General features: G+C 55.2%; 22 protein-coding genes. 6 read left to right on the plus strand and 16 right to left on the minus strand.

Features of this window, described 5'->3' with window-relative positions:
- Positions 1 to 121: 121 nt before the first annotated feature.
- The 8 genes from EJ361_RS06605 to EJ361_RS06640 all read right to left on the minus strand — a co-directional run bounded on the left by EJ361_RS06605 (position 122) and on the right by EJ361_RS06640 (position 11,052).
- Positions 122 to 1,519, minus strand: coding sequence for an efflux RND transporter periplasmic adaptor subunit (locus EJ361_RS06605; protein ID WP_126244563.1), 1,398 nt, complete (start codon positions 1,517 to 1,519; stop codon positions 122 to 124).
- A 30-nt stretch (positions 1,520 to 1,549) separates the two neighbouring features.
- On the minus strand, positions 1,550 to 3,004 hold the full coding sequence (locus EJ361_RS06610) for a TolC family protein (protein WP_164714115.1): 1,455 nt from the start codon (positions 3,002 to 3,004) through the stop codon (positions 1,550 to 1,552).
- A gap of 149 nt (positions 3,005 to 3,153) precedes the next feature.
- Positions 3,154 to 3,816 (minus strand): ABC transporter ATP-binding protein, encoded by a 663-nt coding sequence (locus tag EJ361_RS06615; RefSeq protein ID WP_126244565.1) that lies wholly within the window; start codon positions 3,814 to 3,816, stop codon positions 3,154 to 3,156.
- Between the two features lie 37 nt (positions 3,817 to 3,853).
- Complete coding sequence (locus EJ361_RS06620) at positions 3,854 to 6,274, minus strand: ABC transporter permease (RefSeq protein WP_126244566.1); 2,421 nt, start codon at positions 6,272 to 6,274, stop codon at positions 3,854 to 3,856.
- A 27-nt stretch (positions 6,275 to 6,301) separates the two neighbouring features.
- Positions 6,302 to 8,668: an ABC transporter permease gene (locus EJ361_RS06625; protein ID WP_126244567.1), complete on the minus strand. Its 2,367-nt coding sequence runs from the start codon at positions 8,666 to 8,668 to the stop codon at positions 6,302 to 6,304.
- Positions 8,669 to 8,687: 19 nt separating this feature from the next.
- Positions 8,688 to 9,056, minus strand: a complete 369-nt coding sequence (locus tag EJ361_RS06630; RefSeq protein WP_126244568.1) for an ABC transporter permease — start codon at positions 9,054 to 9,056, stop codon at positions 8,688 to 8,690.
- A gap of 18 nt (positions 9,057 to 9,074) precedes the next feature.
- Positions 9,075 to 9,764, minus strand: coding sequence for an ABC transporter ATP-binding protein (locus EJ361_RS06635; protein WP_126244569.1), 690 nt, complete (start codon positions 9,762 to 9,764; stop codon positions 9,075 to 9,077).
- 40 nt (positions 9,765 to 9,804) lie between these two features.
- Positions 9,805 to 11,052: an efflux RND transporter periplasmic adaptor subunit gene (locus EJ361_RS06640; RefSeq protein WP_126244570.1), complete on the minus strand. Its 1,248-nt coding sequence runs from the start codon at positions 11,050 to 11,052 to the stop codon at positions 9,805 to 9,807.
- A 311-nt stretch (positions 11,053 to 11,363) separates the two neighbouring features.
- Between EJ361_RS06640 and EJ361_RS06645 the strand changes: the two genes are divergently transcribed.
- From EJ361_RS06645 to EJ361_RS06665, 6 genes are all read left to right on the plus strand, one after another.
- Positions 11,364 to 12,710 (plus strand): sigma-54-dependent transcriptional regulator, encoded by a 1,347-nt coding sequence (locus EJ361_RS06645; RefSeq protein WP_126244571.1) that lies wholly within the window; start codon positions 11,364 to 11,366, stop codon positions 12,708 to 12,710.
- Between the two features lies 1 nt (position 12,711).
- Positions 12,712 to 14,043, plus strand: a complete 1,332-nt coding sequence (locus EJ361_RS06650; protein WP_126244572.1) for a sensor histidine kinase — start codon at positions 12,712 to 12,714, stop codon at positions 14,041 to 14,043.
- A 33-nt stretch (positions 14,044 to 14,076) separates the two neighbouring features.
- A complete protein-coding gene (locus EJ361_RS06655) occupies positions 14,077 to 14,742 on the plus strand; it encodes a lysoplasmalogenase (RefSeq protein ID WP_126244573.1) in 666 nt (221 codons plus the stop codon).
- 123 nt (positions 14,743 to 14,865) lie between these two features.
- Entirely contained in the window at positions 14,866 to 14,991 is a 126-nt protein-coding gene (locus EJ361_RS25995) for a hypothetical protein (protein ID WP_262707062.1), read from the plus strand.
- 27 nt (positions 14,992 to 15,018) lie between these two features.
- A complete protein-coding gene (gene nadB / locus EJ361_RS06660) occupies positions 15,019 to 16,620 on the plus strand; it encodes an L-aspartate oxidase (protein ID WP_126244574.1) in 1,602 nt (533 codons plus the stop codon).
- An 18-nt stretch (positions 16,621 to 16,638) separates the two neighbouring features.
- Complete coding sequence (locus tag EJ361_RS06665) at positions 16,639 to 17,520, plus strand: lysophospholipid acyltransferase family protein (RefSeq protein WP_126244575.1); 882 nt, start codon at positions 16,639 to 16,641, stop codon at positions 17,518 to 17,520.
- 56 nt (positions 17,521 to 17,576) lie between these two features.
- On the opposite strand, the gene EJ361_RS06670 is transcribed toward EJ361_RS06665, so the two are convergent.
- The 8 genes from EJ361_RS06670 to EJ361_RS06705 form a co-directional block, all read right to left on the minus strand.
- Positions 17,577 to 17,951: a LysM peptidoglycan-binding domain-containing protein gene (locus EJ361_RS06670; RefSeq protein WP_126244576.1), complete on the minus strand. Its 375-nt coding sequence runs from the start codon at positions 17,949 to 17,951 to the stop codon at positions 17,577 to 17,579.
- Between the two features lie 41 nt (positions 17,952 to 17,992).
- Entirely contained in the window at positions 17,993 to 18,484 is a 492-nt protein-coding gene (locus tag EJ361_RS06675) for a BON domain-containing protein (RefSeq protein WP_126244577.1), read from the minus strand.
- 219 nt (positions 18,485 to 18,703) lie between these two features.
- Positions 18,704 to 19,975: a MutS-related protein gene (locus EJ361_RS06680; RefSeq protein WP_126244578.1), complete on the minus strand. Its 1,272-nt coding sequence runs from the start codon at positions 19,973 to 19,975 to the stop codon at positions 18,704 to 18,706.
- Positions 19,976 to 20,068: 93 nt separating this feature from the next.
- A complete protein-coding gene (locus EJ361_RS06685; protein WP_126244579.1) occupies positions 20,069 to 21,472 on the minus strand; it encodes an MBL fold metallo-hydrolase in 1,404 nt (467 codons plus the stop codon).
- Positions 21,473 to 21,591: 119 nt separating this feature from the next.
- The gene (locus EJ361_RS06690; protein ID WP_074241384.1) at positions 21,592 to 21,951 is read right to left on the minus strand and encodes an ArsR/SmtB family transcription factor; all 360 of its coding nucleotides are present in this window, start codon (positions 21,949 to 21,951) and stop codon (positions 21,592 to 21,594) included.
- Positions 21,952 to 22,255: 304 nt separating this feature from the next.
- Complete coding sequence (gene tsaB / locus EJ361_RS06695) at positions 22,256 to 22,933, minus strand: tRNA (adenosine(37)-N6)-threonylcarbamoyltransferase complex dimerization subunit type 1 TsaB (RefSeq protein WP_126244580.1); 678 nt, start codon at positions 22,931 to 22,933, stop codon at positions 22,256 to 22,258.
- A gap of 9 nt (positions 22,934 to 22,942) precedes the next feature.
- Positions 22,943 to 23,599: a 3-hydroxyacyl-CoA dehydrogenase family protein gene (locus tag EJ361_RS06700; RefSeq protein WP_126244581.1), complete on the minus strand. Its 657-nt coding sequence runs from the start codon at positions 23,597 to 23,599 to the stop codon at positions 22,943 to 22,945.
- A gap of 6 nt (positions 23,600 to 23,605) precedes the next feature.
- Complete coding sequence (locus EJ361_RS06705) at positions 23,606 to 23,986, minus strand: RidA family protein (RefSeq protein WP_126244582.1); 381 nt, start codon at positions 23,984 to 23,986, stop codon at positions 23,606 to 23,608.
- Positions 23,987 to 24,041: the final 55 nt, after the last annotated feature.

Here is a 24,041-nt window from a genome sequence, read left to right on the forward strand (position 1 = left end):
GGTTGGGCGCAAAGGTACGAAAATATAAAGTTACGGCTGGCTGGTGCCTTGTATTGCGATGTATGCGAAAATAAAAGGGGCGGCTCGTGAAAGCCGCCCCTGCATTATATTTCAGGCATAATTACTTCTTCGCTTCGAACAGTTCGGAACGGGGCACTACTTTTACCTTCTTCCCGTTTTCCAGCTCGCGCGATACGGCGGTGTACGGGCCGCTCACGACGCTTTCGCCCGCTTTGAGGCCGGAGGTGATCTGGATATTGTTATCGTCCTGGATACCGGTGGTCACCTTGCGGAGCACCACGGTATTATCGGGCTGCAGCACGAATACCACTTCCTGGAAGTCTTGCCGCTGTGTGCCGCCGCCTTCTTGATCGGCGGCGTTGGCGGTGTTGGCGGTGTTTTCCTTCGGCGCCTTTTTCGCGGATTTATCCTTCTTCGTGGTGTCTGAAAGATCGCGGGTGGTAACGGCGTTGATGGGGATGGAAAGCACGCTCTTCTCGGTGCGCGTCTGGATGTCTACGTTGGCAGACATGCCGGGGCGGAACGGGAACCGGCGCGGATTTTTGGGATCGAGCAGATCTTTGTAAGACGACACCAGGATGCGGATGCGCACCACGTAATTCGTTACCTGCTCTGCGGACGAGGCGCTGGTTGCGGAAGCCGTTGCCGCGCCTTTGGAGGAGCTGGCGATCTGGGTCACCAGGCCCTTGAACTTGCGGCCGGTGTAAGCGTCCACTTCGATGAGCGCGGAATCGCTGACCTTTACTTTCGGGATATCGTTTTCACCAACGTCTACCTGCACTTCCATGGTAGACATATCGGCGATGCGCAACATTTCGGTGCCGGACATTTGCCCTGTTCCCACCACGCGCTCGCCTTCCTCCACGGAAAGGAGGCTCACGGTGCCGCCTGTGGGCGCAGCAATGGTGGTACGGCTGAGGTTTTTGTTCGCTTCGGCCAGGTTCGCTTCGGCGCTGGCCACGGCGAATTTGTTGGCGTTGATGCGCTGGCTGGCGGCGTTGTAGTCAGACAGCGCCGCTTTGTAGGTAGCGTCTGCCGTTTCGAATTCCTGGCGGCTGATCACTTTTTCCTTATACAACTGGTTGTTACGGTCGTAGGAAGCCTTGGCCTGGTCGAGCCGGGCTTTGAATGCCGCGAGCGCCGCGGTGGCGTTGGCAAGTTCCGCCTGCGTCTGGGAAACGGCGGCTACCTGCCGGTCGCGGTTGGAGGCGTAGATGTCTGCGTATATGTGCGCCAACGTCTGTCCTTTCATCACGGAGTCGCCTTCTTTCACGAGCAGCTTGGTAATTTCACCGGAAACGTCGGAGCTTACTTTCACTTCCACTTCCGGATAAATTTTGCCGGAGGCGGAAACGATCTCGATGATATCCTTATTGGAAGCCTTGTCTATAGCTACTTTCAACCCTTCGTCGTTCCCTGATCCGCGGACGATGGCTACAATGACGATAAGGGCCACCAGGGCCCCTATCCACCAAAAAAGTTTTTTTCTTTTCTTCATATACGCTTTGTATTACTGTGTCTTGGAACACTACAGCGTAATTTTCTGATCGCGATAGAATTCCAGTAGTTTAACCTTGAAAATATAGTCGTACAAGGCGGAAACGCGTTCGATCTGCGCCTTGAAGAGATTCGTTTGCGTGGTGACGTATTCCACGGTGTTCATGAGCCCCACTTCGAAGCGTTTCGTCGCGAAGTCGAACGCTTTCTGGGAAGCCCGTTCCGTGGTGATGGACGCCAGGTATTTCTGGTAAGCGCCCACCGCATCGGCATGGGCGGTATACACGTCCTGGCGGAGCTGGAGGCGGTTGATGTCCTGCGTCAGTTTCCGGTTTTCCAGGTCTATTTTCGCGCGTTCCACCTGTCCGCGCAGCTGCCATCCGTTGAAGATAGGGAAGCTGAGGGTAATACCGATATTCTGACCGAAGTTATCCGACAGCTGGCGACCCACGGTATATTTCCGGGTGGCGCGGTTGTTGAATTTATCGTAGGTGAAAACGGTATCGAGGGGGTTCGATTTCGGGAAACCGATGCTGGAAACATAGGTCACGAAGTTATCAGGACCGTACTGTTCGTAGCGGATACCGCCGGCGAGCCGCGTATCTGCACCGGCATTGGCCCGGAGGCGGGGATACATGGCGCCTTTGGCGGCGGAAAGGGTTTTGTCTGCCGATTTCACGCGCATTTCGTCTGACCGGTATTGCGGCTGGATCGAAAGTGCGGAGCTAAACACCATTTCCGGCGAAGTTTCCGTGAGGTTGATCACGGGAACGGCGGCGATGTTATCAGGAATTTTGGTATCGAAAGGCACTTCAAAACCCAGGTTCAGCAAGGCTTTCATTTGAAGTGTCCGTAAAATGACGGCATTCTCGGCGGTTACCAGCGTGGAACTGTCGCGCGCCAGCTGGGCTTCCAGGTCTGCCTGGTTGCTTTCCGGCACGGATCCTGCCAGCACGAGCTTCTTCGTGTTTTCCAGCTGCGCCTTGCTCAGGTCTACCTGCGCACGGCTGATCTTCACCTGTTCTCCGGCCAGGAGAATCTGCAGGAACGCGTTCGCCACGTTCACCCCCATATCGTTCCGCGCTTTTTCCAGCAGGTAATTCTGCGCGTATACTTCATATTTGGAAGAAGCCACCGTATTCCGTTTCTGGAACCAGCCGAACAGGTCGGCCCCGGCCGAAAGGCCCAGGCTGGCGTTGAAAGTGGCCTTGTTATCGAACTGGTTGGTGGTGATGTTGATGGAACGGCCGAAAATATAGCCAGCGCTTCCATTGCCCAACAGCGTGGGCAGCATGGACATCCGGTCTACCTTCAGGGTCAGCTCCGCCAGCCGCTTGTTCAGCACACTTTGCTGCAGCGTCAGGTTATGGCTGAGGGCGTACTCGTAACAACGCTGGTACGTCCACTCCCCTTCCTGCGCCATTGCCGGGCGGACAGACAAAACCAAAGCCACAATCAGGGCGGTAAAAGCGGGCGAAAATTTCATAGCCGGTCGTAAATATTTGAAATGTTGTGATACCATGCCGGTTTCCTGATTAAAAGGCACAAACTTCCTGCGTGCGGCAAGGGGCCCCACGAATTTAAGGCAAAACATCATATGATGAGTTTTTAGCTTCCGGAAAAATATCCAACCGGTCATTGGATCCTTCCGTCCATGATTTGAATGACCCGGTTGCCATAACCGGCATTGACGTCGGAATGGGTTACCTGGACGATCGTGATGCCGTCCTTTTTATTCAGCTCCGCGAACAGTTCCATGATCTGCCGGGCCTGGTCGGAATGCAGGTTGCCCGTAGGCTCGTCGGCGAAAATCACCGCCGGTTCCGCCACGATGGCCCTTGCGATGCCCACCAGCTGCTGCTGGCCGCCCGAAAGCTGCGTGGGGAAAAGATCTTTCTTCGCCACCATGTTAAACCTGTCGAGTATATCCGCCACACGGCTTTTCCGCTCTCCGGAAGGCACGTTTTTATATAACAGCGGCGTTTCAATGTTTTCGTATACGGTCAGCTCGTCGATAAGATGATAGGCCTGGAATACAAACCCGATCGATCCCCGGTGCAGCTGCGTTCTTTTCTTGTCGTTCATCTTGTGCACCGGCTCGTCCTGGAACAGGTACTCCCCTTCCGAAGCATCTTCCAACATCCCCAGGATGTGCAGCAAAGTCGATTTTCCAGAGCCCGAAGGGCCCATGATCGACACAAATTCCCCCTGCTGGATGTCCAGGTTCACGTCTTTCAAAATCTCGTGCTTCCCGAAACCTACCGGATAGTGCTTTGTAATGTTACGCAGTTGAATCATGATCTGAATGTAAAAAAATTTATGTACTGGAAATATGCTATTCCGTTCTCAATGATTTGACGGGGTTCATCAGCGCCGCCCTTACGCTTTGGAAACTCACCGTGAGCGCGGCCACCAGCATCGCCATTCCGCCCGCCAGCACAAAAATGCTCCAATGGATGTCTGTCCGGTAAGCGAACTCCTTGAGCCATTGCCGCATCAGTACCCACGCCAGCGGAGACGCAATGAGGATCGCGATGCCTACCAGCACGAGGAAGTCGCGCGAGATGAGCGTGGCCACGCCCGCCGCCGAAGCGCCCAGCACTTTCCGGATCCCGATCTCGCGGGTACGCTGCCCGATGATGAGCATCGCCATGGCAAACAGCCCCATGCAGGAAATGATGATGGTCAATACCCCGCCGCTGATGAAAACCCGCATCAGCGTCGCTTCCGCACGGTATTGCCTTTCGGTGTTCTCGCTCACGAACGAACCGATGAACGGCGTTTCCGGCGCCACGCGCTTCCAGGAAGCCGCCAGCCTGTCCATCGAAGTAGACAGCGCCTCGGGCGCCACCCGTACAAAAATATAAGCCGGCCGCTGATCCGGCCCCAGCAAATGCAGTATGAGCGGTTCGATGGGGTTATGCAGCGATTTGTAATGGTAGTCTTTTACGATGCCGATAATGGTATATTCCGTAGCGTCCGCAACCTGGTCGTCCATCCTGAAACGGAAGCCCACGTGCCCTTTCCCGGGGCCGAACTGCCGCGCCATCTGTTCGTTGATGACCAGGCTGTTGGAATCCGAGGCGAGGGCCGCGGAAAAATCGCGCCCGCCGGTCAGCTGAAGGCTCATGGTTTGCACGTAGTCGGTAGAAACGCCCTGCCAGTGGGCCTGCATGTCTTTCCCGCCGTTTTCCCAGGAAATGATGGAAGTGCTCATGCTACCGTCGAGCCCGCGGCCGAAGTTCGTGTTGGCACCGGTTACGGACAGGATGCCGGGCTGGCCTTTCAAGTCGGACCGGAGGCGTTCCAGCAGGGCGGAACCGTTTTCCCTGGCGCCTACGGGCACGCTGATGACTTCCGAGGTATTGTAGCCGAGGGGTTTATTCCGCAGGTAATTCATCTGCCGCCAGGCGATCAGCGTTGCGATGATCAGCAAGCAGGAAAAAACGAACTGGGTGACGATGAGCGAATTGCGGAAGTAGTTTTTCCGCCCGGTCGACATTTTCCCTTTCAGCACGAGCAACGTGCTCGCGCGGGCCATGAGCGCAGCCGGATATCCGCCGGCGAAGGCCGTCACCACCAGCAAGGTAAGTATGATGCCGCCGATGAATTTCGGTTCCAGCAGCAGCGAAAAACTCACGCCAGACCGGAACAGCGAATTATACGCCGGAAGCATTAAAAATGCGATCAGCCCGCCTGTCAGCAATGCAATAACAAACAGCAGGAAAGCTTCGCCCCACAGCTGGAGGCTCAATTGCCATTTCTCCGCGCCCATCACCTTGCGCATGCCCACTTCCCGGGCACGGGTGAACGAGCGGGCGAGGGTCAGGTTAACGAAATTGATACTGGCGATGAACAGCAGGAACCCGGCGATAAAGAGCAACATCAGCACCAGCCCTTTCTTCTCGCCGCCGAGGTTGGAATTCGGCGAAAAGTGTACTTCCTGCATGGGGATGAGCCCCAGCAACTGGTATTCTCCGTAAGGGCCGGGAGCGGCGCCGGCATTCTTTTGCCGGGCAATGTCTTCCCCGTAATATTTTTCAAGCAAAGCCTTGCTGGCGCGCGCCACCGATTCGGGCGAAGTGCCGGGCTGCAATTCCACAAACGTTTCCAGGCTGAAGCTGAACCAGTTGTCTTTGTTCCCGGGATAGCCGGGCTGATTTTCCAGCCGTACGATGGAAGAAAACATCACGCTGGAATTCTCCGGCGGATCGGCCAGTACTCCCGTTACGGTAAAGGGTCTCCAGGTGTCTTCCAGCTTCAGCTCCAGCTGTTTCCCCACTACATCGGCTGTCCCGAAAAGGTTTTTGGCCGTGGTTTCGGACAGTACGATATCGGTGAGCCCCAGCCGGGTTTCACCTTTCAGGAGGGGGAAAGTGAATATCGAGAAGAAAGAAGGATCGGTGTAAGTGGCGTTGATGGCCTGCTGTTCGCCTTTCGTGCGCACGGCCACGCCGTTCCTCACCAGGCGCACCACTTCCTTCACCCCCGGAATTTCCGCCCTGATGGCGGGCGCCAGCGGATGCGGCGTATTGTTCATGGGTGTTACCTTTTCGGCGGTGCGCACATCTTTGTAAATGCCGAATATCCTGTCGCCGTTTTCATGGAACTTATCGAACGAGAACTCTTTGTACACGGTCATACACAGCAGCAACGCGGTGGCGATGGCTACGGAGAGGCCTACGATGTTCACGAAGGTTACCTGTTTGGCTTTCCAGATGTTGCGGAATGCGATCTTGATATAATTTCTCCACATAAAAAATAGTGGTTTAAAGGTTCGGTGTTACTCTGCCCGAAGCGATTTGACCGGGTTCATCCGCGCGGTGCGTACCGACTGGTAACTCACGGTCATCATGGCCAGGGCGAGCGACAGCAGCGCCGTTCCTGCGAAAATCCACCAGCTGAGCTCGATGTGCATGGAGAACTGTTCCAGCCAGCCCTGCATGAAATAGGCGGCCAGCGGCAATGCGATGGCAACGGCAACGAGCACCAGCCGCAGGAAGTCTTTGCTGAGCAGCACGAGGATCTGGCCCACGGTAGCGCCAAGCACTTTCCGGATCCCGATCTCTTTGGTCCGCTGCTGCGCCGTGAAGGCCGCCAGCCCGAAGAGGCCGAGGCAGGCGATCATGATGGCGAGGATGGTAAAAACGGTCGACAGCCGGCCGATCACCGCTTCGCTTTTGTACATTCTCTCGAAGAAAACGTCCATGAATTTCAGCTCCAGCGGGTATTCCGGGTTAAATTCCTTGTATACGGATTCGATGCTGGCCAAAGCCTCGTCTGCCTGGCCGGGTTTGATGCGCACCATCACTTTGCCGCCCGGTTCATTGAAGGATTCCAGGATCATGGGGGCGGATTTCTTGGAAAGATGGGAGCTCGCGAAATCGCGCACCACGCCGATGATGGGCGTTTGCTTATCTTCGACGGTGATAACGCGCCCTACCCAGGGCTTTTGCAGCTTCATGAGCTTGGCGGCCGTTTCATTGATAACGACGGCGTCTTTATCCGTAGGATGATCTGCCGAGAAGGTACGCCCCTCCAGCATTTCGAGCTGCATGGTTTCCCCGAAGCCGTCTCCCACCGTAATTTTATCGAACAAAACCGTTTCCGTGGCGGATTTCCCGGGCCACGACACACCCTGCCCGCTGTTCCCCACATCGATGGGCAACTGGTTGGCAACCGTAGAGGCCATAATACCGGGCTTGCCTTCCAGCGCGCGGCGGAACGTTTCCAGGTTTTCGGCCAACCCGCCTTCACGGGTGAAGTAAACGACCTGGTCTTTGTTCAATCCCAGGTTCCGGTTTTTGATGAATTGAATTTGCAGGAACACGAGCGCCGCCGCCACGATGAGCACGGTGGAAATCGCGAACTGGAAAACGACCAATCCCTTCCGCAGCCAAACCGCAGAAGATTTCAATCGCAGCATCCCGCCCTTGAGGGTGGAAACGGGGTTCAGGGAAGAAAGATAGAAGGCGGGGTAACTGCCCGCCGCAAAACCGGTGAAGAGCCCCAGCAGGAAGATCGCCAGCAAGTTGTACCAGGTGAACAGCGGCACGCCGATCGTGGTATTCACCATCGATTCGAATGCCGGCATCAACAGCCATACCAACAAAACAGACAATACCGAAGCGATCATCACCAGCGCGAACGATTCGCCCAAAAACTGCGACACGAGCGAGAACCGTCCCGCCCCGATGCTTTTGCGCACACCCACTTCCTTACTGCGTTGTACCGCCCGTGCCGTAGACAGGTTCATGAAGTTGATGCATGCGATCAGCAATACGAACACCGCTACGATGATGAACAACCGCACATATTCCATCCGGCCGGGCAACAACTTCCCGTCTTTGAACGAACCTTTCAGGTAAATATCGGAATAGGGATAGAGGAAAATTTCGGTGGAAGACCCTTCCGCGTTGCGCTTGATGATGTCTTTCGCGCTGGCGTTCACTTTGTTGACATCGGCCTTGCCGTCAAGCAGCACGTAGGTCCGCGGTGCGTTGGAGCCCCAGTTTTCCAGCCAGGGATTTTCCGCCTTCAGCTCCTGCATGGGCAGCAGGAATGCGAATTTGAGGGAACTGTTTTCCGGCGGGGCTTTCACCACGCCAGTCACCGTATAGTCTTTAGCGTTATCAAGCCGGACGATTTTTCCGAGCGATTTCCCGCTACCGAAGAGGGCTTCGGCGGTTTTATCGGTCAGCACCACGCTGCCCGGTTGTGTGAGCGCGCGGGAAGGATTGCCTTCCAGGAAGGGGAATGAAAATATCGAGAAGAATTCGTTATCGACATTGTGGCCGCTGAACTTGAGGTTTTTCTCCCCTGCCGATATCAGCTTTTCGACGTTCCAGCTCACGGAAGCGGCGGTGCGGACGCCCGGCACCTCGGTTTTGAGCTTGTTCAGCAGCGGCCCGGGCGTTGCCGTGGTGGTAAGCATATCGCCATGCGAATAATACTGATGCTCGTACACCTGGTAAATATTGGGCAGCTTTTCGTGATAGCGGTTAAAGCTGTATTCGTTGGCTACCCATAGTAAAATGAACATGCAGGCCGTCATCCCGATGGTGAGACCGGTGATGTTGATGACGCCGAACACCTTATTGTTCCAAAGGTTTCTCCAGGCGATCTTGAGATGGTTTCGAAGCATGTGCATGTTGATGGTCGTTAAGCGGTTAAAGGTTCATTGGCGTTTGAGGCCCGCCGCTCAGATGGCGGCGGTACCGGTTCAGGAGGAAAAGTCCGGCCAGCAGCACCAGCAAAAGCGGCAGCAGCATAGACGGCAACAGGAGCATCGCCTGGAAACCGTCTCCGGCGGCTGCTTCGTCCCAATATTCCTTCTTCCCGCCAGACTCGAACCAGGTGTTTACCTTGTAGATATGATCTGCATGCTGATGGAATCCATCATTGCCATGTTCATCCTGCACCCAAAGGAACAGCAGTGCGCTCACGGCCAGGCCGATGGCGAGGCCGCCGATATTTAACAGCGCGTAAAGCGGGCGATTGGACAACGTTCTGCAGGCGATTTGAATACGGCGGATCATATTGGCGGATCGATGGGTTTATACGTGGAATTGTTCCTTGATGTTTTCAGTTACCACCTTACCGTCGAACAGGTTCACGATGCGATGCGCGAAACCGGCGTCGTACGGCGAGTGCGTCACCATGATGAGCGTGGTGCCGGCGTCGTTAAGCTCCTGGAGGAGCTTCATCACTTCTTCGCCGTTGGTGGAATCGAGGTTACCCGTGGGCTCATCCGCGAGGATCAGTTTCGGCTTTGCTACTACGGCGCGGGCAATGGCCACACGTTGTTGCTGGCCGCCGGAAAGCTGTTGCGGGAAGTGATTGCGGCGATGCATGATGTTCATGCGCTCCAGCACTTCTTCCACCCTTGCCTTTCTTTCGCTGGCGGGCACTTTGAGGTACAGCAGCGGCAGTTCCACGTTTTCGAAAACAGTCAGTTCGTCGATTAGGTTGAAGCTCTGGAACACGAACCCGATGGCGCCTTTGCGGAGTTGCGCGCGCTGGCGTTCGCTCATGCGCGCCACTTCCTGCCCCCAGAAATGGTATTCGCCGTGGGAAGGGTTGTCGAGCAGGCCGATGATATTGAGTAGCGTGGATTTTCCGCAACCGGAAGGGCCCATAATGGCCACGAATTCGCCGTCCTGGATTTCCATGTTGATGCCGTTGAGCGCGGTGGTTTCCACTTCTTCGGTGGTGAATAATTTCTGCAGGTTGACTGTTCTGATCATTGTTTCGGATTGAAGTTGATGATAATGGTTTTGGGTCAGGTCAGAATTCCAGGACTTCCTTGTTCCCGAAGTTTTCGTAGGAGGACGTAATGACTTGTTCTCCGGGCCGGAGGCCGTCGAGCACTTCGAAATACACCGGGTTTTTGCGGCCCAGGGAGATTTTGCGTTTCACGGCGCGCTTGCCGCCGTTTTCCACCACATACACCCAGGAACCGCCGGTGTCCGAGAAGAATCCGCCCGCAGGCAAAAGTAAGGCTTCGGAGGATTTCCCCAGTTCAAGGCGGATAGGAGAGGATTGCCCGCGGCGGATTCCTTCCGGAGCGGCCTGCACGAAGTTCATGTCCACTTCAAACCTGCCGTTCCGTACTTCGGGATATATTTTGGAGATCACCATTTCATTGGCTTTCCCGTTGAAATCGAAATTGGCTTTCAGCCCGGTCATAATGCGGTTGATGTAATGCTCGTCCACTTCCGCGCGCATCTTGAAACCATCCATATCGTCGATCTGCCCGATGTTCTGGCCGGCCTGGATGCTGGTGCCCACTTCCACGTTGATGGAAGACAACTGCCCGTCTACCGGCGCGCGCACCACCAGGTTGGCCAGGTTGTCTTTCATGAGCGAAAGGTTGCGCTGGGTGCGGGCGATGGTACCTTCGAGCTGAACGATCTGGGTTTTGGCATTGTCGAGCTGGTATTCCTGCGACTGAACTTCGATCTGGCGCTGGCGGCTCAGCCGTTCGTATTCGCGTTTGGTTTTGAGGTATTCCTGCTCGGCTACCACTTTGTCTTTGAAGAGTTTATGATTCCTGTCGAACAGATCTTTGGCCTGATCTACCTGGTAATCGAGGTCGCTGAGGGTCTTTTCCAGGGCGAAACGGTCCTGTTTGAGGCGGAGCCTGGTGTTCTGGAGCTCGTTGATGAGCCGGTACATTTCCGTTTCCCGGTTCACGAATTCCATCATGAGCCGCTGGTTCTCCAGCCGGAGGATGGAATCGCCGGCTTTCACGAGGCTGCCGCCTTCGAGGAACTTGCGGGCCACGTATCCGCCTTCAATGGCATCCAGCCGGATGGTTTTGAGGGGATGCACCACCGCCGTTACGGAAATGTACTCGTCGAAGGTTCCCTGGGTAACCTTGGAAATGGTGATTTTTTCCTTTTCGACGTTGAGCTTGCTGCGCTTGTCGGCGAAGATGAAGCCCCAAAGCAGGAGGAGCACTACCGCTCCGCCGCCGCCGTACAGAAATAGACGCTGTTTGGTCCAATATTTCTTTTTGATCTGTCTGTCCATGACTAAAATTGCTGGACAGGAGAAGTCAATCCACATGCCAAGCCATGCCAAACCCCGAAACCCGCTACCATGGCGGACAGAGAAGTACCCCTCCCTGCGGGGGCTGTTCCAAAGCGGACAAGGAGTGTCCGTTTCCGGACATCCGGACGGGCATTCCGGCCCGTCTTAAAATATCCTCCGCACATCCCGAATGTTTGTTAATATTGCCACGGCAGGGCTATCCGGCGAAAAAGAGGGCGCCGCCGCAGGCAGGGCCGCTATCCCGGAATACGTTTTGCTGTCTTCAACCCAAACGCATTAATCCTATATTCATGAGCATCCAGCAAGGTAAAATTTTGATCGTGGACGACGACGTGGACGTGCTCCGCGCTGCCAGGCTTCTCCTTAAAAGACATTTCGCACAGGTCGATTTCGAAAAAAATCCGCAAAAGATCCCCTATCTCGTTTCCAATTTCGAATACGACGTCATCCTGCTGGACATGAACTTTACCCGCGATCTTTCCAGCGGAAAGGAAGGGTTCGAATGGCTCGATAAAATCCTCGATATCAATCCCAAAGCCACCGTGGTCCTTTTCACCGCCTATGGCGACGTGGAAATGGCCGTTCGCGCCATCAAGGCCGGAGCGGCCGACTTCGTGCTGAAGCCCTGGGAAAACGATAAACTCCTCGCCGCCATGCAAACCGCCGTGGCCACCAACCAGGCCAAGCAGGAAAAAAAGGCCGGCGGGGCCACACTTCATACCGGCAATGTGCTCATCGGCGACAGTCCGGCCATGCAGGAAGTCCTCGAAACCGTGGGCCGCGTGGCCGGAACGGACGCCAACATCCTCATCCTCGGTGAGAACGGGACGGGGAAAGACTTGCTGGCCCGGCACATCCACACCCTCAGCATGCGGAAAGAAAAGCCCATCGTGCCCGTAGACCTCGGCGCCATCAGCGAAACCCTCTTCGAAAGCGAACTGTTCGGCCACGTCAAAGGCGCCTTCACCGACGCGCGCGACGACCGCGCCGGCCGGTTCGAAGAAGCCGCCGGCGGCACCATTTTCCTCGACGAGATCGGTAACATTTCCGTCCCTTTCCAGGCAAAACTGCTTACCGTGCTGCAAAACCGGCTGGTGACGCGCGTGGGCTCCAACAAGCAGATCCCCATCGACGTCAGGCTGATTTCCGCCACCAACAAAAACATCCAGCAGCTGGCCGCTTCCGGTCAGTTCCGGCAGGATTTGCTTTACCGCATCAATACCATCGAAGTGCACCTGCCGCCCCTGCGCGAGCGGCGGGAAGACATCGTGCCCCTGGCCGAATATTTCCTCGGCATGTACCGCAAGAAATACAACCGACCGGTGGCGTTCCTCCACGAAACCCTCATCACCCAGCTCGAAAATTACGAGTGGCCGGGCAACATCCGCGAATTGCAGCACGCCATCGAACGGGCGGTGATTCTGTGCCAGGGCAAAACCCTCATGCCCAAAGACGTGTTCGTGAAATCGGCCGCGTCTTCCGAGAAACTGGACACCGGCTTCAATCTGGAAGATATGGAAAGGAACATGATCGCACAGGCGTTGAAACAATGTAACGGGAATATTACCGATGCCGCTCGGGAACTGGGCTTGAGCCGTGCAGCGCTGTATCGCCGGATGGAAAAATACAATCTCTGACATGAACCGTTTCAGCGTCAATATCCTGCTGCGCCTCATAGTGCTGATCCTGACAGTGGCGGCGGGTTTTGCAGTTTGGCAGGCCGGTTACCCGCTGCTGATCTGGCTGGTGGTGCCGTTCCTCATTGCGCAGGTGGTATCGCTTTACCATTATCTGAACCGCGTGAACCGGAAACTTACCCTGTTCCTGGAAGCCATCCGGTACGAGGACTTTTCCATCCGGTTCAGCGCAGACAATAAGCTGGGCAAGAGTTTCAGCGCCCTGAACCATCAGTTCAACGAAGTGCTAGAAGCCTTCCGGCAAACGCGCGCGGAAAGGGAAGCCAATCTCAAGTATATCGATACCATCATCCAGCATATCAGCATCGGCGTTTTTTCTTTCGACGCCGATGGAAAGATAGAACTGATCAACCCCGCGGCTTTCCGGCTGCTGGGCATTTACCGGTTGCGGTATATCGATGAACTGAAGAACGTCCACCCCGATCTCGCACAACTTTTACTGGCATTGCCCGCCGGCCAGAAAACGCTCTATGCCACGCAAAACGGCCAGCAGCTTTCGATCCACGCGGCGAGCGTGCGGCTGCAGGGGCGCCTCGTGAAGCTGATCTCCCTCCAGAACATCCATGCCGAACTGCAACAGAAAGAGCTGGAAGCCTGGCAAAACCTCACGAAGATCCTCCGCCACGAGATCATGAATTCCGTAACGCCCATCGTGAGCCTCATCGGCACCATGCAAGACATCGTGCAGTACGACCTGGCCGCCACCGACGAGCAGAACGATGCCGTGGGCGACCTCCGCGAAGCGCTCGAAACCATCGAAAGCCGCAGCAAAGGCATCATGAACTTCGTGAACGCTTACCGCGATTACACGACGCTGCCCAAGCCGCAGTTCACCACCCTCAACCTGAAACAGCTCATCAACTCCGTCAGCAACCTCCTGCTGGCCGATATGAAGACCAAGGGCATCCGGTACCGGGCGCATGTGTCGCCCGACAATATCGAGATACACGCCGATGAAACGCAGCTGCAGATGGTGCTCATCAATCTCATCAAAAACGCCATGGACGCGCTGGACCAGACCGGGGAGCCGCTGATCACCGTAAAAGGCTCGTTTAACGGGCAACAGGTGATCATCGAGATCACCGACAATGGCCCCGGCATCGACCCCGACGCGCAGGAAAAGATTTTCATCCCCTTCTTTACCACTAAAAAAACCGGCTCCGGGATCGGGCTGAGCCTCAGCCAACAGATCATCCAGATGCACGGCGGCCAATTAAAACTGAGCAGCATCCCCGAAAAGGGTACCACTTTTTATGTATTGCTCACCAATTAAAAAGGGCGTAAGTTGAGGGTATAATTCCACCACATGAGACCTGCCTATTGGATAACTGTTTATTTCCTCGCGTTGCTCGCGGATATCGGGATGATCGTCTTCGACGTTCCGCAGGCCCGCTTTATCACCAAGCCCCTGCTCATGATCCTGCTGGGGGTATACGGATGGGTGCTGGCGGGAAAGCTGCAATATTCTTCCCGGAATTTCATTTTCGCCGCGGTGATCTTTTCCTGGTCGGGCGATGTGTTTTTACTGTTCCCGCAATATTTCCTGCCCGGGCTCGTGAGCTTTCTCACGGCGCATTTGATGTACATCGGGTTCTTCGGCTGGTCGAAGCCCCGGCCCACAATGGGGATCGTGGAGAAAATGGCCATGGCAGCAGTGTTGGGATATGCGGTCATCGTGCTTTCCGTGCTGTACCCGGAGGCGGGCGAGATGAAGGTCCCCGTCGTTTTTTATACCATCGTCATCACGTCGATGCTGATATTGTCGATCCGCGCATTCGGCTTCGGAGCGCCCTGGTATGGGGTGCGCTGCATCCTGGGGGCATTCTTTTTCGTGGTGTCCGACACCGTGCTGGCATTCCAGCTTTTTTACGCGGATTTCCCTTTCAGCGGCGTCATCGTTATGGCCACATACGGGGTGGCACAGTGGCTCATCGTGTCGGGGAGTTTATACTATTTGAGAAACAGGATTTAATGAAAATCCTGCTTCGACGATAAACCGTTCTACCCGGAAGCCCGCCGGACGACCGGGCTGGATAACAAAAACCAGGTCATCAAGGTAGGCCGCCCGGGCTACGTTCCCCGATCAAACCGCTGTATGAAGATGCTTTCGGGACCGGAATTGGGGCTGGTGCGCTTCCTGCGCGAGGGGCAAAACCGTGTAACCGGGCTCGAGGTAACGTCTGGCCGGGTGCGGAAGGTGCCATTTACAAAGGCCAAGTAATCCGATTATTGACTAATTTTGGAGCCTATGCATCAAACAGATTTTCTGGTGGTGGGCTCCGGCATCGCGGGGCTCACGTATGCGCTGAAAGTGGCCGGACGGTTCCCGGACAAAAAGGTGACCATCATTACCAAGACAAGGGAAGACGAGACCAATACCAAGTACGCCCAGGGCGGCGTGGCGGTGGTCAACGACCTGGAGAACGACAGCTTCGAGAAACATATTGAAGACACGCTGATCGCCGGGGATGGGCTTTGTAACGAGAAGATCGTCGAAATCGTAGTGAAGGAAGGGCCAGACAGGGTGAACGAACTGATCGCCTGGGGCGCGCAGTTCGACAAATCGCCCGATGGCGACCTGGCGCTCGGCAAGGAAGGCGGGCATTCCGAATTCCGCGTCGTCCACCACAAGGACGTGACCGGCCGTGAAATCGAACGCGCGCTGCTGGATGCGGTCCGCAGCCAGAAAAACATCGAAGTCGTGACGCATTGCTTCGTGCTGGACCTCATCACCCAGCACCACCTCGGCTACCTCGTCACCAAATCCACACAAGACATCGAGTGCTTCGGGATTTACGTCCTCAACCAAAAAACCAACCGGATCGAAAAAATCCTGTCGCGCCTCACCCTCCTCGCTACGGGCGGTAACGGACAGGTATACCGTACCACCACCAATCCCGCCATCGCCACGGGCGACGGTGTAGCGATGGTGTACCGCGCCAAGGGAAGGATCGAGAACATGGAGTTCATCCAGTTCCACCCTACGGCATTATACCAGGTGGGCGTGAGCGGGCAATCGTTCCTCATCACCGAAGCCGTGCGCGGCGACGGCGGTATTCTGCGGAACGCGGCCGGCGAGGATTTCATGCATAAGTACGACCAGCGGCTTTCCCTCGCCCCGCGCGACATTGTGGCCCGCGCGATCGACAGTGAGATGAAGATCACCGGTACCGAGCACGTCTATCTCGACTGCCGGCATATGGATATCGAAAAGTTTATCCATCACTTCCCGAATATTTACCAGAAATGCAAGTCGATCGGGATCGATGTGTCGAAAGACATGATCCCTGTTGCCCCGGCGGCCCATTACAGCTGCGGCGGTATTAAAACCGACGAGCACGGCCGTACGTCGATACTGAACCTCTATGCCTGCGGGGAATGCGCCAGCACGGGGCTTCACGGCGCCAACCGCCTCGCGTCCAACTCCCTGCTGGAGGCGATGGTGTTTGCCCACCGCTGCTACCTCGATGCCATCACGGCACTGGAGCACACCGGCATCCGGGCCGATGTTCCGGACTGGAACACCCTGGGCACCACCGCGCCGAAAGAAATGATCCTCATCACGCAAAGCCTCAAGGAGCTGAAGCAGATCATGAGCGATTATGTGGGCATCGTGCGCACGAACGTCCGCCTGGAAAGGGCCATGCGCCGGCTGGATATGCTGCATCTCGAAACGGAAGCCCTTTACCGGGAAACCGCCGTTTCGCCCCAGCTTTGCGAGCTGCGCAACCTTATCACCGCCGGTTATCTCATCGTGAAAGGCGCCGCCTTCCGGAAAGAAAGCCGCGGATTACATTACAACACCGATTACCCGTCAAAAAGCGAACTGGTTCAGAATATCATACTGTAGAGAAAAGAGAGCGAGGTTATGTATTTTATTTTACTGGCATTTTGTTACAGCGTTTCCATCCTGCCCCTGTGGCTGTTGTATCTTATCAGCGACCTGCTGTATGTGTTCGTGTACCATATTCTCGGGTACCGCAGGAAAACGGTGCTGGGCAACCTCCGCCAGGCGTTCCCGGACAAGCCGGAGGCAGACATCCGGCGGATGGCGCGTAAGTATTACCGCAACCTCACGGATATGATGGTGGAAACCATCAAGCTGCTCACCATGAGCAAAGCCTCCCTGCAAAAGCGTTTCATCTGCGACCTCAGCCCGCTGCATAAACTGTACAACGAAGGGCGCAGCTGCCAGTTGCACCTGGGGCATAACTTCAACTGGGAATGGGCCAACCTGTTTTGCATGCAGGGTGTCCAGTTCCCTTTCCTCGTTGTGTACATGCCCCTCACCGCCAAAGCCGTTAACCGGATGTTCCGCCATTTCCGCGAGAAGTTCGGGACGGTGCTCATCCCCGCAAACGATATGCGCAACGGCATGGCGCCCTGGATGGGAAAGCAGTACCTGCTGGCCCTGGTGGCCGATCAGAACCCCGGCAATCCGCGCCGCTGTTACTGGTACCCGTTCCTCAACAAAATGACGGCGTTTTACAAAGGGCCCGAAATGAGCGCCCGCCGCAACGATATTCCCGTGGTATTTGCAGACATCCGCAAAATGAAACGCGGACATTACGAAGCCCGGCTCACCCTCGCGTTCGAACATCCTACGTTAACGAAAGAGGGAGAGATCACGGAAGCGTTCGTCCGCTACCTCGAAAAAAATATCTATGAGCAGCCCGAAGTCTGGGTTTGGAGCCACCGCCGCTGGAAGCACGAGTGGAAGCCGGAATATGCAGCCGAGCAGCCGAAATAAACGAACATATCAAAAGGGCGCCCGGTCGGGGCGCCCTTTTGATATGTTGCGGGTCTTTATGCCGAAGGGATCTTCAGCTTCCAGCCCGGTTGTATCACGTCGGGGTCCTTGATTTTGTCTTTGTTGGCTTCGTATATTTTCTGCCAGGTAAGGCCCGGATATTTCTTCGCGATCTTACTGAGGTTATCGCCCGATTTCACCTCGTATTCCTGTTCGGCGCCTTCGGCCAGGGAGATGTTGAGCACGAGGTCGCCCGCACGCATTTCGGGATCGAGTTTTTCATAAATGCCCCAGAGCTGATCTTTCACGGCGCCCGAAGGTGCGGTACCGGTCACGTACAGCACGCCGTTCTGTTCGGCCACCTGCAGCCCGGAAACGCCGCCGCCATTGGCGGCCTGGATCAGTTCCGCATATTTTTCCTGTAATGCCATAATGCGATTTTTTTTTGAGTGATGGAATGGATGATCAGGGCTTACTGAAGGGTCAGCTTGTTGTTGATCTTTTTTGGTTTCGCTTCGGCTGCGGCCTGCATCACCGTTTTCAGTTGTGATTTCTTGATAGTGCCCGTCAACGTAACTTCCCCGTTGGCGATAGTGGCCGTAACGCCCGAAATGCCTTTGGCGTTCAAAACGGAATCCACGCTCGATTTCAACAGATCGTCAGGACTGATCACCACCGGCGGAGGAGGAGGCGGGGGCGGAGTGATCATCACGTTGTTAGTGACCGACTTGATCCCTTTCACTTCCTTGGCCGAAGCTTCGGCGGCAGATTTGGTGGCATCGTCCATGACTTCGCCACTCAATGTGGCCACACCACCTTTCACCTCCGCGATCACGCCGGGAGTGGTGGCGGCCAGCTTGTCGTTAACTTCTTTCTGAAGTTTGGCATCGCTCGGTTTGCAAGCGTACAGGAATACGCCGAACCCAAGCAGGCAGGCGAGTAACCAGGATTTGGATTTTTTCATACGATTAAAATTTAAAGAAATGGAAAGGAATACTTGCCGAATTGCAAGCCATCCTCCGATTAAAAATTTAAAATTCAATACGTTAGGTATTTCGCCGCTTCCAAAACCGCCCGGCGGGCGGCGGAATCTTCTCTACTGCTGATCTGCATGCTACTGACGGGGGATAAACAGGGTATTTAGTACAACAACGCTGTAGCGGAGATGTTTAGATTGGGGAAATTAATTTGATGGGCTTTTCCCCAGCATTTCATGTAGCCCGGATTTTTCGAAAAGCAATTGCCCGAACTTCAATTCCGACCATCCGGGTTTCAACCGGTAGGTATGACGGGGAATCCCCTCGTCGATGGTCGCATCCAGGCACAAAACATCGTACGCCATGCCGTCCAGCGCGGGACGGATTTCGTGCAGGTGGGTGGAAATTACGAACAGTCCGGACGAAAACCTCCCCAGCCCGCGGACCGTCTGCACCAGTAACGACACCGCCTCTTCCGTGTTGGTGCCGCTGAACAGTTCATCGAACATCGCGAAGCATCGTTTCCCCGCCAGCGCGGCTTCCACCACAGCCTTCAAATGCACCACTTCCTGCATGTAATGGCTCAGTCCGGATGAGATATCGTCCGTCACATTCACAGCGGAGAGGAATGCCTCAAACACCGGGAGCTTGCATGCCTCCGCAGGAACCGCCAGCCCCAGGTGCCCCAGCATCACGCAAAGCCCGATACTTTTCATGACGGTCGACTTCCCGCCCATGTTCGGCCCCGTCAGCAAAACGATATTCGAACCGCCCGTAAAATCATTCCTGACCGCTTTCGGCAACAGCGGATGGTAAAATCCTTCCAGATGCACCGGCCCATCGCCGAATTCCGGGAACTTCAGCCCCAGCGCAATGATCCCTTTCGCCAGCGACCAATACATTTCGAATTCGTGGAACGACTCCCAGAACGCTTCCAACTGCTGACGCTGCTTCATATTCGCCAGTATCTGCAGCATAACAGACGCGAGTCCATCGCCGAACCGGTCCTGGTGCACGGCCTTCACCCCTTTTCTGATGTTCATGACGGACAGGAACCCCTGGATGCGTTCGATTTTTTCCCGGAACGCTTCCGGAAATTCGATGGATGCAGGCAGCGGGAAATAAAACGCGTCGAGATGTTCGAAGAAAAAAAGCAGCTGTACACACTTGCTGCGGGCAGATTGCCGGGTGGCCGAAGGGAAAAGCGCCGCGAGCGGACCAGGCACATCATATGTAAAGTAATCGGCCTGCAGGGTGAATTCGTTGACTTCGTGGAAATCGTACCGGGAATATGTAAAATTTTTGAGGTGGTCCCAGTGGCGGATAAACGTTTTCAGGATCGCCTGCCGGTTCAGGATCTCCTGCTGCGAAAGGTTTCCGCCCCGGAAAAAGTCTTCCAGCTGCAGGCTTGCGGGCCGGCAGCTCGTGTGATTGAAAAGGGATACGATTTCCCGGGGGATCTGGAACGTTTCGGGCATACGGGGCGATGTACGCTTGACGCGCAAAACTCCTGCCAGATATGAAAAAGCCGGGACCCTCGGGCCCCGGCTCCTGGCAAAAGTTTGTTAAACCTAGTTGAGTACGTTCTTTTCTTTCTCGATTTCGATCCCTTTCTCGTCCTTCATTTTCGCATATCCGCCGTTTACGTTGCGGAGGTTATGGATGCCTTCGCGCTTCATGAGCGAGCAGGCGATCACGCTGCGGTAGCCGCCCTGGCAATGTACGTAAAGGTTGAGGTGCTCATCGAGATGGGCCATGGTACCGGGGTCTGTGAGCTCGCTGAGCGTAAGGTTCACCGCGTCTTTCACATGCCCGTCGGCGAATTCTGCCGGTTTGCGGACGTCGATCACCTGGAGGTTTTCGTCGTGCGGGATGTCCATCACCAGCTCGTCGGGGTCCACGGAAATGATCATATCGATCTTTTCGCCGGCGTTCTTCCAGGCGTCGAATCCGCCTTCGAGGTAACCTTCGACTTTGTCGAAACCTACGCGTGCGAGGCGGACGATCGTTTCTTCTTCCTGGCCGGGCGCGGTTACGAGGATCATGGATTTATCGAACGGCAAGAGGCTGCCCGCCCATTCGGCGAAACGGCCTTCCAGCCCGATGCTGATGGAGCCGGGCACGAAGCCTTCGGTGAAAGTGGTGGCGTGGCGCGTGTCGAGGATAACGGCGCCATGTTCCACTTTCTCCTTGAAAGCGGCTATGGATAAAGGTTGCAGGCTGCGCTCCATGACTTTGTTCATGGCGTCGTACCCTTCCTTGTTGATTTGTGCGTTGATGGGGAAATATTGCGGCGGGGTGCTGAGACCTTCTGTCACCTGGCGGATGAATTCGTCTTTGTTATCCGCGAGGAGGGCGTAGTTGTCGCGTTTCTGCTCGCCGATGGTGGAAGAAGTATTGGGACCGAGGTTTTTTCCGCAAGACGAGCCCGGGCCGTGCGCGGGATACACGATCACGCCATCCGGCAGGGCTTTGATTTTCGTGTTGAGGGATTCGAACAGCATGCCGGCGAGTTGCTCCTTGGTGAGGTTGCCGCTGAACAGGTCCGGACGGCCAACATCTCCTACAAAGAGGGTGTCTCCCGTAAAAATGGCGTTCGGTTCGCCGGCTTCGTCGAGCAGGAGATAGCAGGTGCTTTCCAATGTGTGGCCGGGGGTGTGAAGGGCGCGAACGGTCAATTTACCGATGCGGAATTCTTCCCCGTCTTTGGCGATATGCACCGGGAACCCGGTTTTTGTTTCAGGACCGTAAACGATCGGCGCATGGGTGGCAGCGGCCAGGTCGAGGTGACCGGAAACGAAATCGGCATGAAAGTGCGTCTCGAAAATATATTTAATGGCGGCATTTCTTTCGTGGGCCAGTTCAAGATAGGGCTCGATGTCGCGCAGGGGGTCGATGATGGCTGCCTCACCCTCCGACTCGATATAATAGGCGGCTTCCGATAAGCACCCGGTATACAACTGCTTAATGTACATAGTGGTTTTTGATTTGGGCAAAAATACGAAAAAACAAAAGACCGCCTTCAGGGGCGGTCTTTTGAGTATCGTAGGTGGCCCAGGGCAGGGCACGGTTATGAAAAAGAAAGATGTGTGGCTTATCCCACCAGTTCTTCCACGAATTTTGCCACTTCGGCAATACGCTGCTTGTTGATGGTATAATGGATAAACTTGCCGTCTCTTTCGGTAATCACGATCCCGGCACGGCGCAGGATGGCGAGATGCTGGGAGGCTACCGACTGTTCCAGGCGCAGTTTCACATAAATCTCCGTTACAGTCATGCGCTTATGGTCCTCCAGCAGCTTAATCATCTGCTGGCGGAGCTTGTGGTTGATCGCTCTCAACACCATCGCGGCTTTCTTAACGGCAATGTAATCCAATTTGATCTGATCTTTTTCATTGTTACCTCTAGAAATAATAAGAGTATTAGAAGAGGTAGTTAATAATTGTTTTTCCATCGCAAAATAGTTTTAAAAAATAATGAAATGACAGGGATCAACGGACAGTAAAACGGGACTATTAGACAATAATCGCGGATATTGATTAGACAAAATTATAATATCTGTCACAATAAAAAAAATTTCTATACCTTCTTTTTTAATATATAGCCCGGAATATCCCTACTTTTTCCACAATTTGACGCTTTCATGACACTTCCGGGCGCTATTTGCCGTCCGCCGACATCCTTTCAGATATAAACGTAATTCTATGCGTAATATGATGCCGGGAAATGCTAAAAATCTGCTAAAAAATCAACGGATGTTACTTTTTGCCGGGATGGAAGAAGGCTTTGAGGTAGTGTGGAGCGAAGTAGGCCACATCCTGGAAATCCTTATCCGCAAAGGCTTTCGCGGCAAGGCCGACCATATGTCCGGCCGATATTTCGTAGGATGGAAAAAGCGTATTGGTTGGCTCACCTAACAATTGCCGCCATTTCGGGGCGCCGTCCCCGAAGAAAATGACGGTTTTCTGTGCAATAAAGTTGTCGAGCGAGTGAGGTTCCAGCACCATCGCCTGGGGCGGCAACAGTGCTTCCAGATTTTGATCGAACACGGCGGTGAACACCTCCATCCTTCGCGCATCGATCATGGGGGCGTACAACACATCTTCGGAAGGCCGCTGCGCCTGCATCCCCGCCGCCATCATCTGTAACGTCGAGATGGCGATGAGCGGCTTCTTCCAGGTGTAACACAACCCTTTCGCGGTGGCCGTTCCCACACGGAGCCCCGTATACGACCCCGGCCCCGCGCTCACCGCGATGGCGTCGATGTCGGTATGCGCCACGCCATGGCGCTTCATCAGCTCCCCGATGTTCCGGGTAATGGTAGCGGCATGTTCGCGCTGGTCGGTATTATGGATCGTTTCCACCACTTGCCCGTTGCGCGCGAGGCATACGGAGCCGATGGAGGTTGCAGTGTCGATATGGAGGATCTGTGCCAATGTCCGGAATTAGTCGGGTTGTTGGATAAATGAATGGTATTCCTGTTCGAGCGTATCGCAGATGCGGTAACGTTCGTTGCCCGTTTCGGCATGCACGGCGCGAAGCACTTCGTAAATGTTGCGGATGCCGATGCGCCGGCACCATTCGAACGGACCGAAAGGATAATTGGTGCCCAGTTTCATGGATATGTCTATGTCTTCCCGCGAAGCGGTCCCTTCCTCCGCCGTGAAATAGGCTTCGTTGACGATCATGGCGATGGTCCGCGGCGTAACGAGGCCTGCGGCGGCTTTCACCGTGTCGTATTCCCACCCGAGTTCGGCCATGACCGATTGCAGCGTTTCGGCGTCCCCATCCGCGGGGATGCCTACTTCCAGCCGCGGCATCCCGTAAAAACCGGGCAGCCAGTTCACGGCATATATGCGCCGGTATTCCTCCCAGGCCACTGCCGGCGTTTTCACGAGGCAGCCCAGCACGGGCAATTCGGGGCGCAGCGCGTAGATCATGAGGTTTTCCGGCCGCTCGTCGAGCGAAAGGTCGATCACCAGGTCTGCCCCGCCTTCCAGCGGCTGCAATTCCGGTTGGTACAAAACGTGGTGCGCACCGGTGCTCCTGGACTGGCGAAAAGCTTCCCACCGTTGCCTGTCGCCGGTTACGAGAATATCCATCGGCGGTTATTTAACGGCGATCATGGAAATTTCCACATTGGCGCCTTTGGGCAATGCGGCTACCTGCACGGTTTCGCGGGCGGGGAAATAACCGGTGAAATATTTCCCGTACACTTCGTTGATCTTCCCGAAATCACCCATGTTCATGATGAAAATGGTGCTTTTCACGACATCGGAAAAATCCATACCCGCCTCGGAAAGGATGTTGCGGAGGTTCTGCATCACGCGATGGGTTTCGGCGATGATATCGTCTTGCTCCATCTGCCCGCTTTCCGGGTTCAGCGCGATCTGGCCGGAGATGAACAGCATGTTGCCTGCCTGCACGGCCTGGTTGTACGGACCGATCGGTGCCGGCGCATTGGTGGAGTTGATGATTTGTTTTTCCATATGCCGCAAAAATAAGGTTTTGCGCCTGCAAAAATGCTTATATTAGCAGAACGTA

Source organism: Chitinophaga rhizosphaerae, assembly GCF_003958645.1.
Lineage (GTDB): Bacteria > Bacteroidota > Bacteroidia > Chitinophagales > Chitinophagaceae > Chitinophaga > Chitinophaga rhizosphaerae.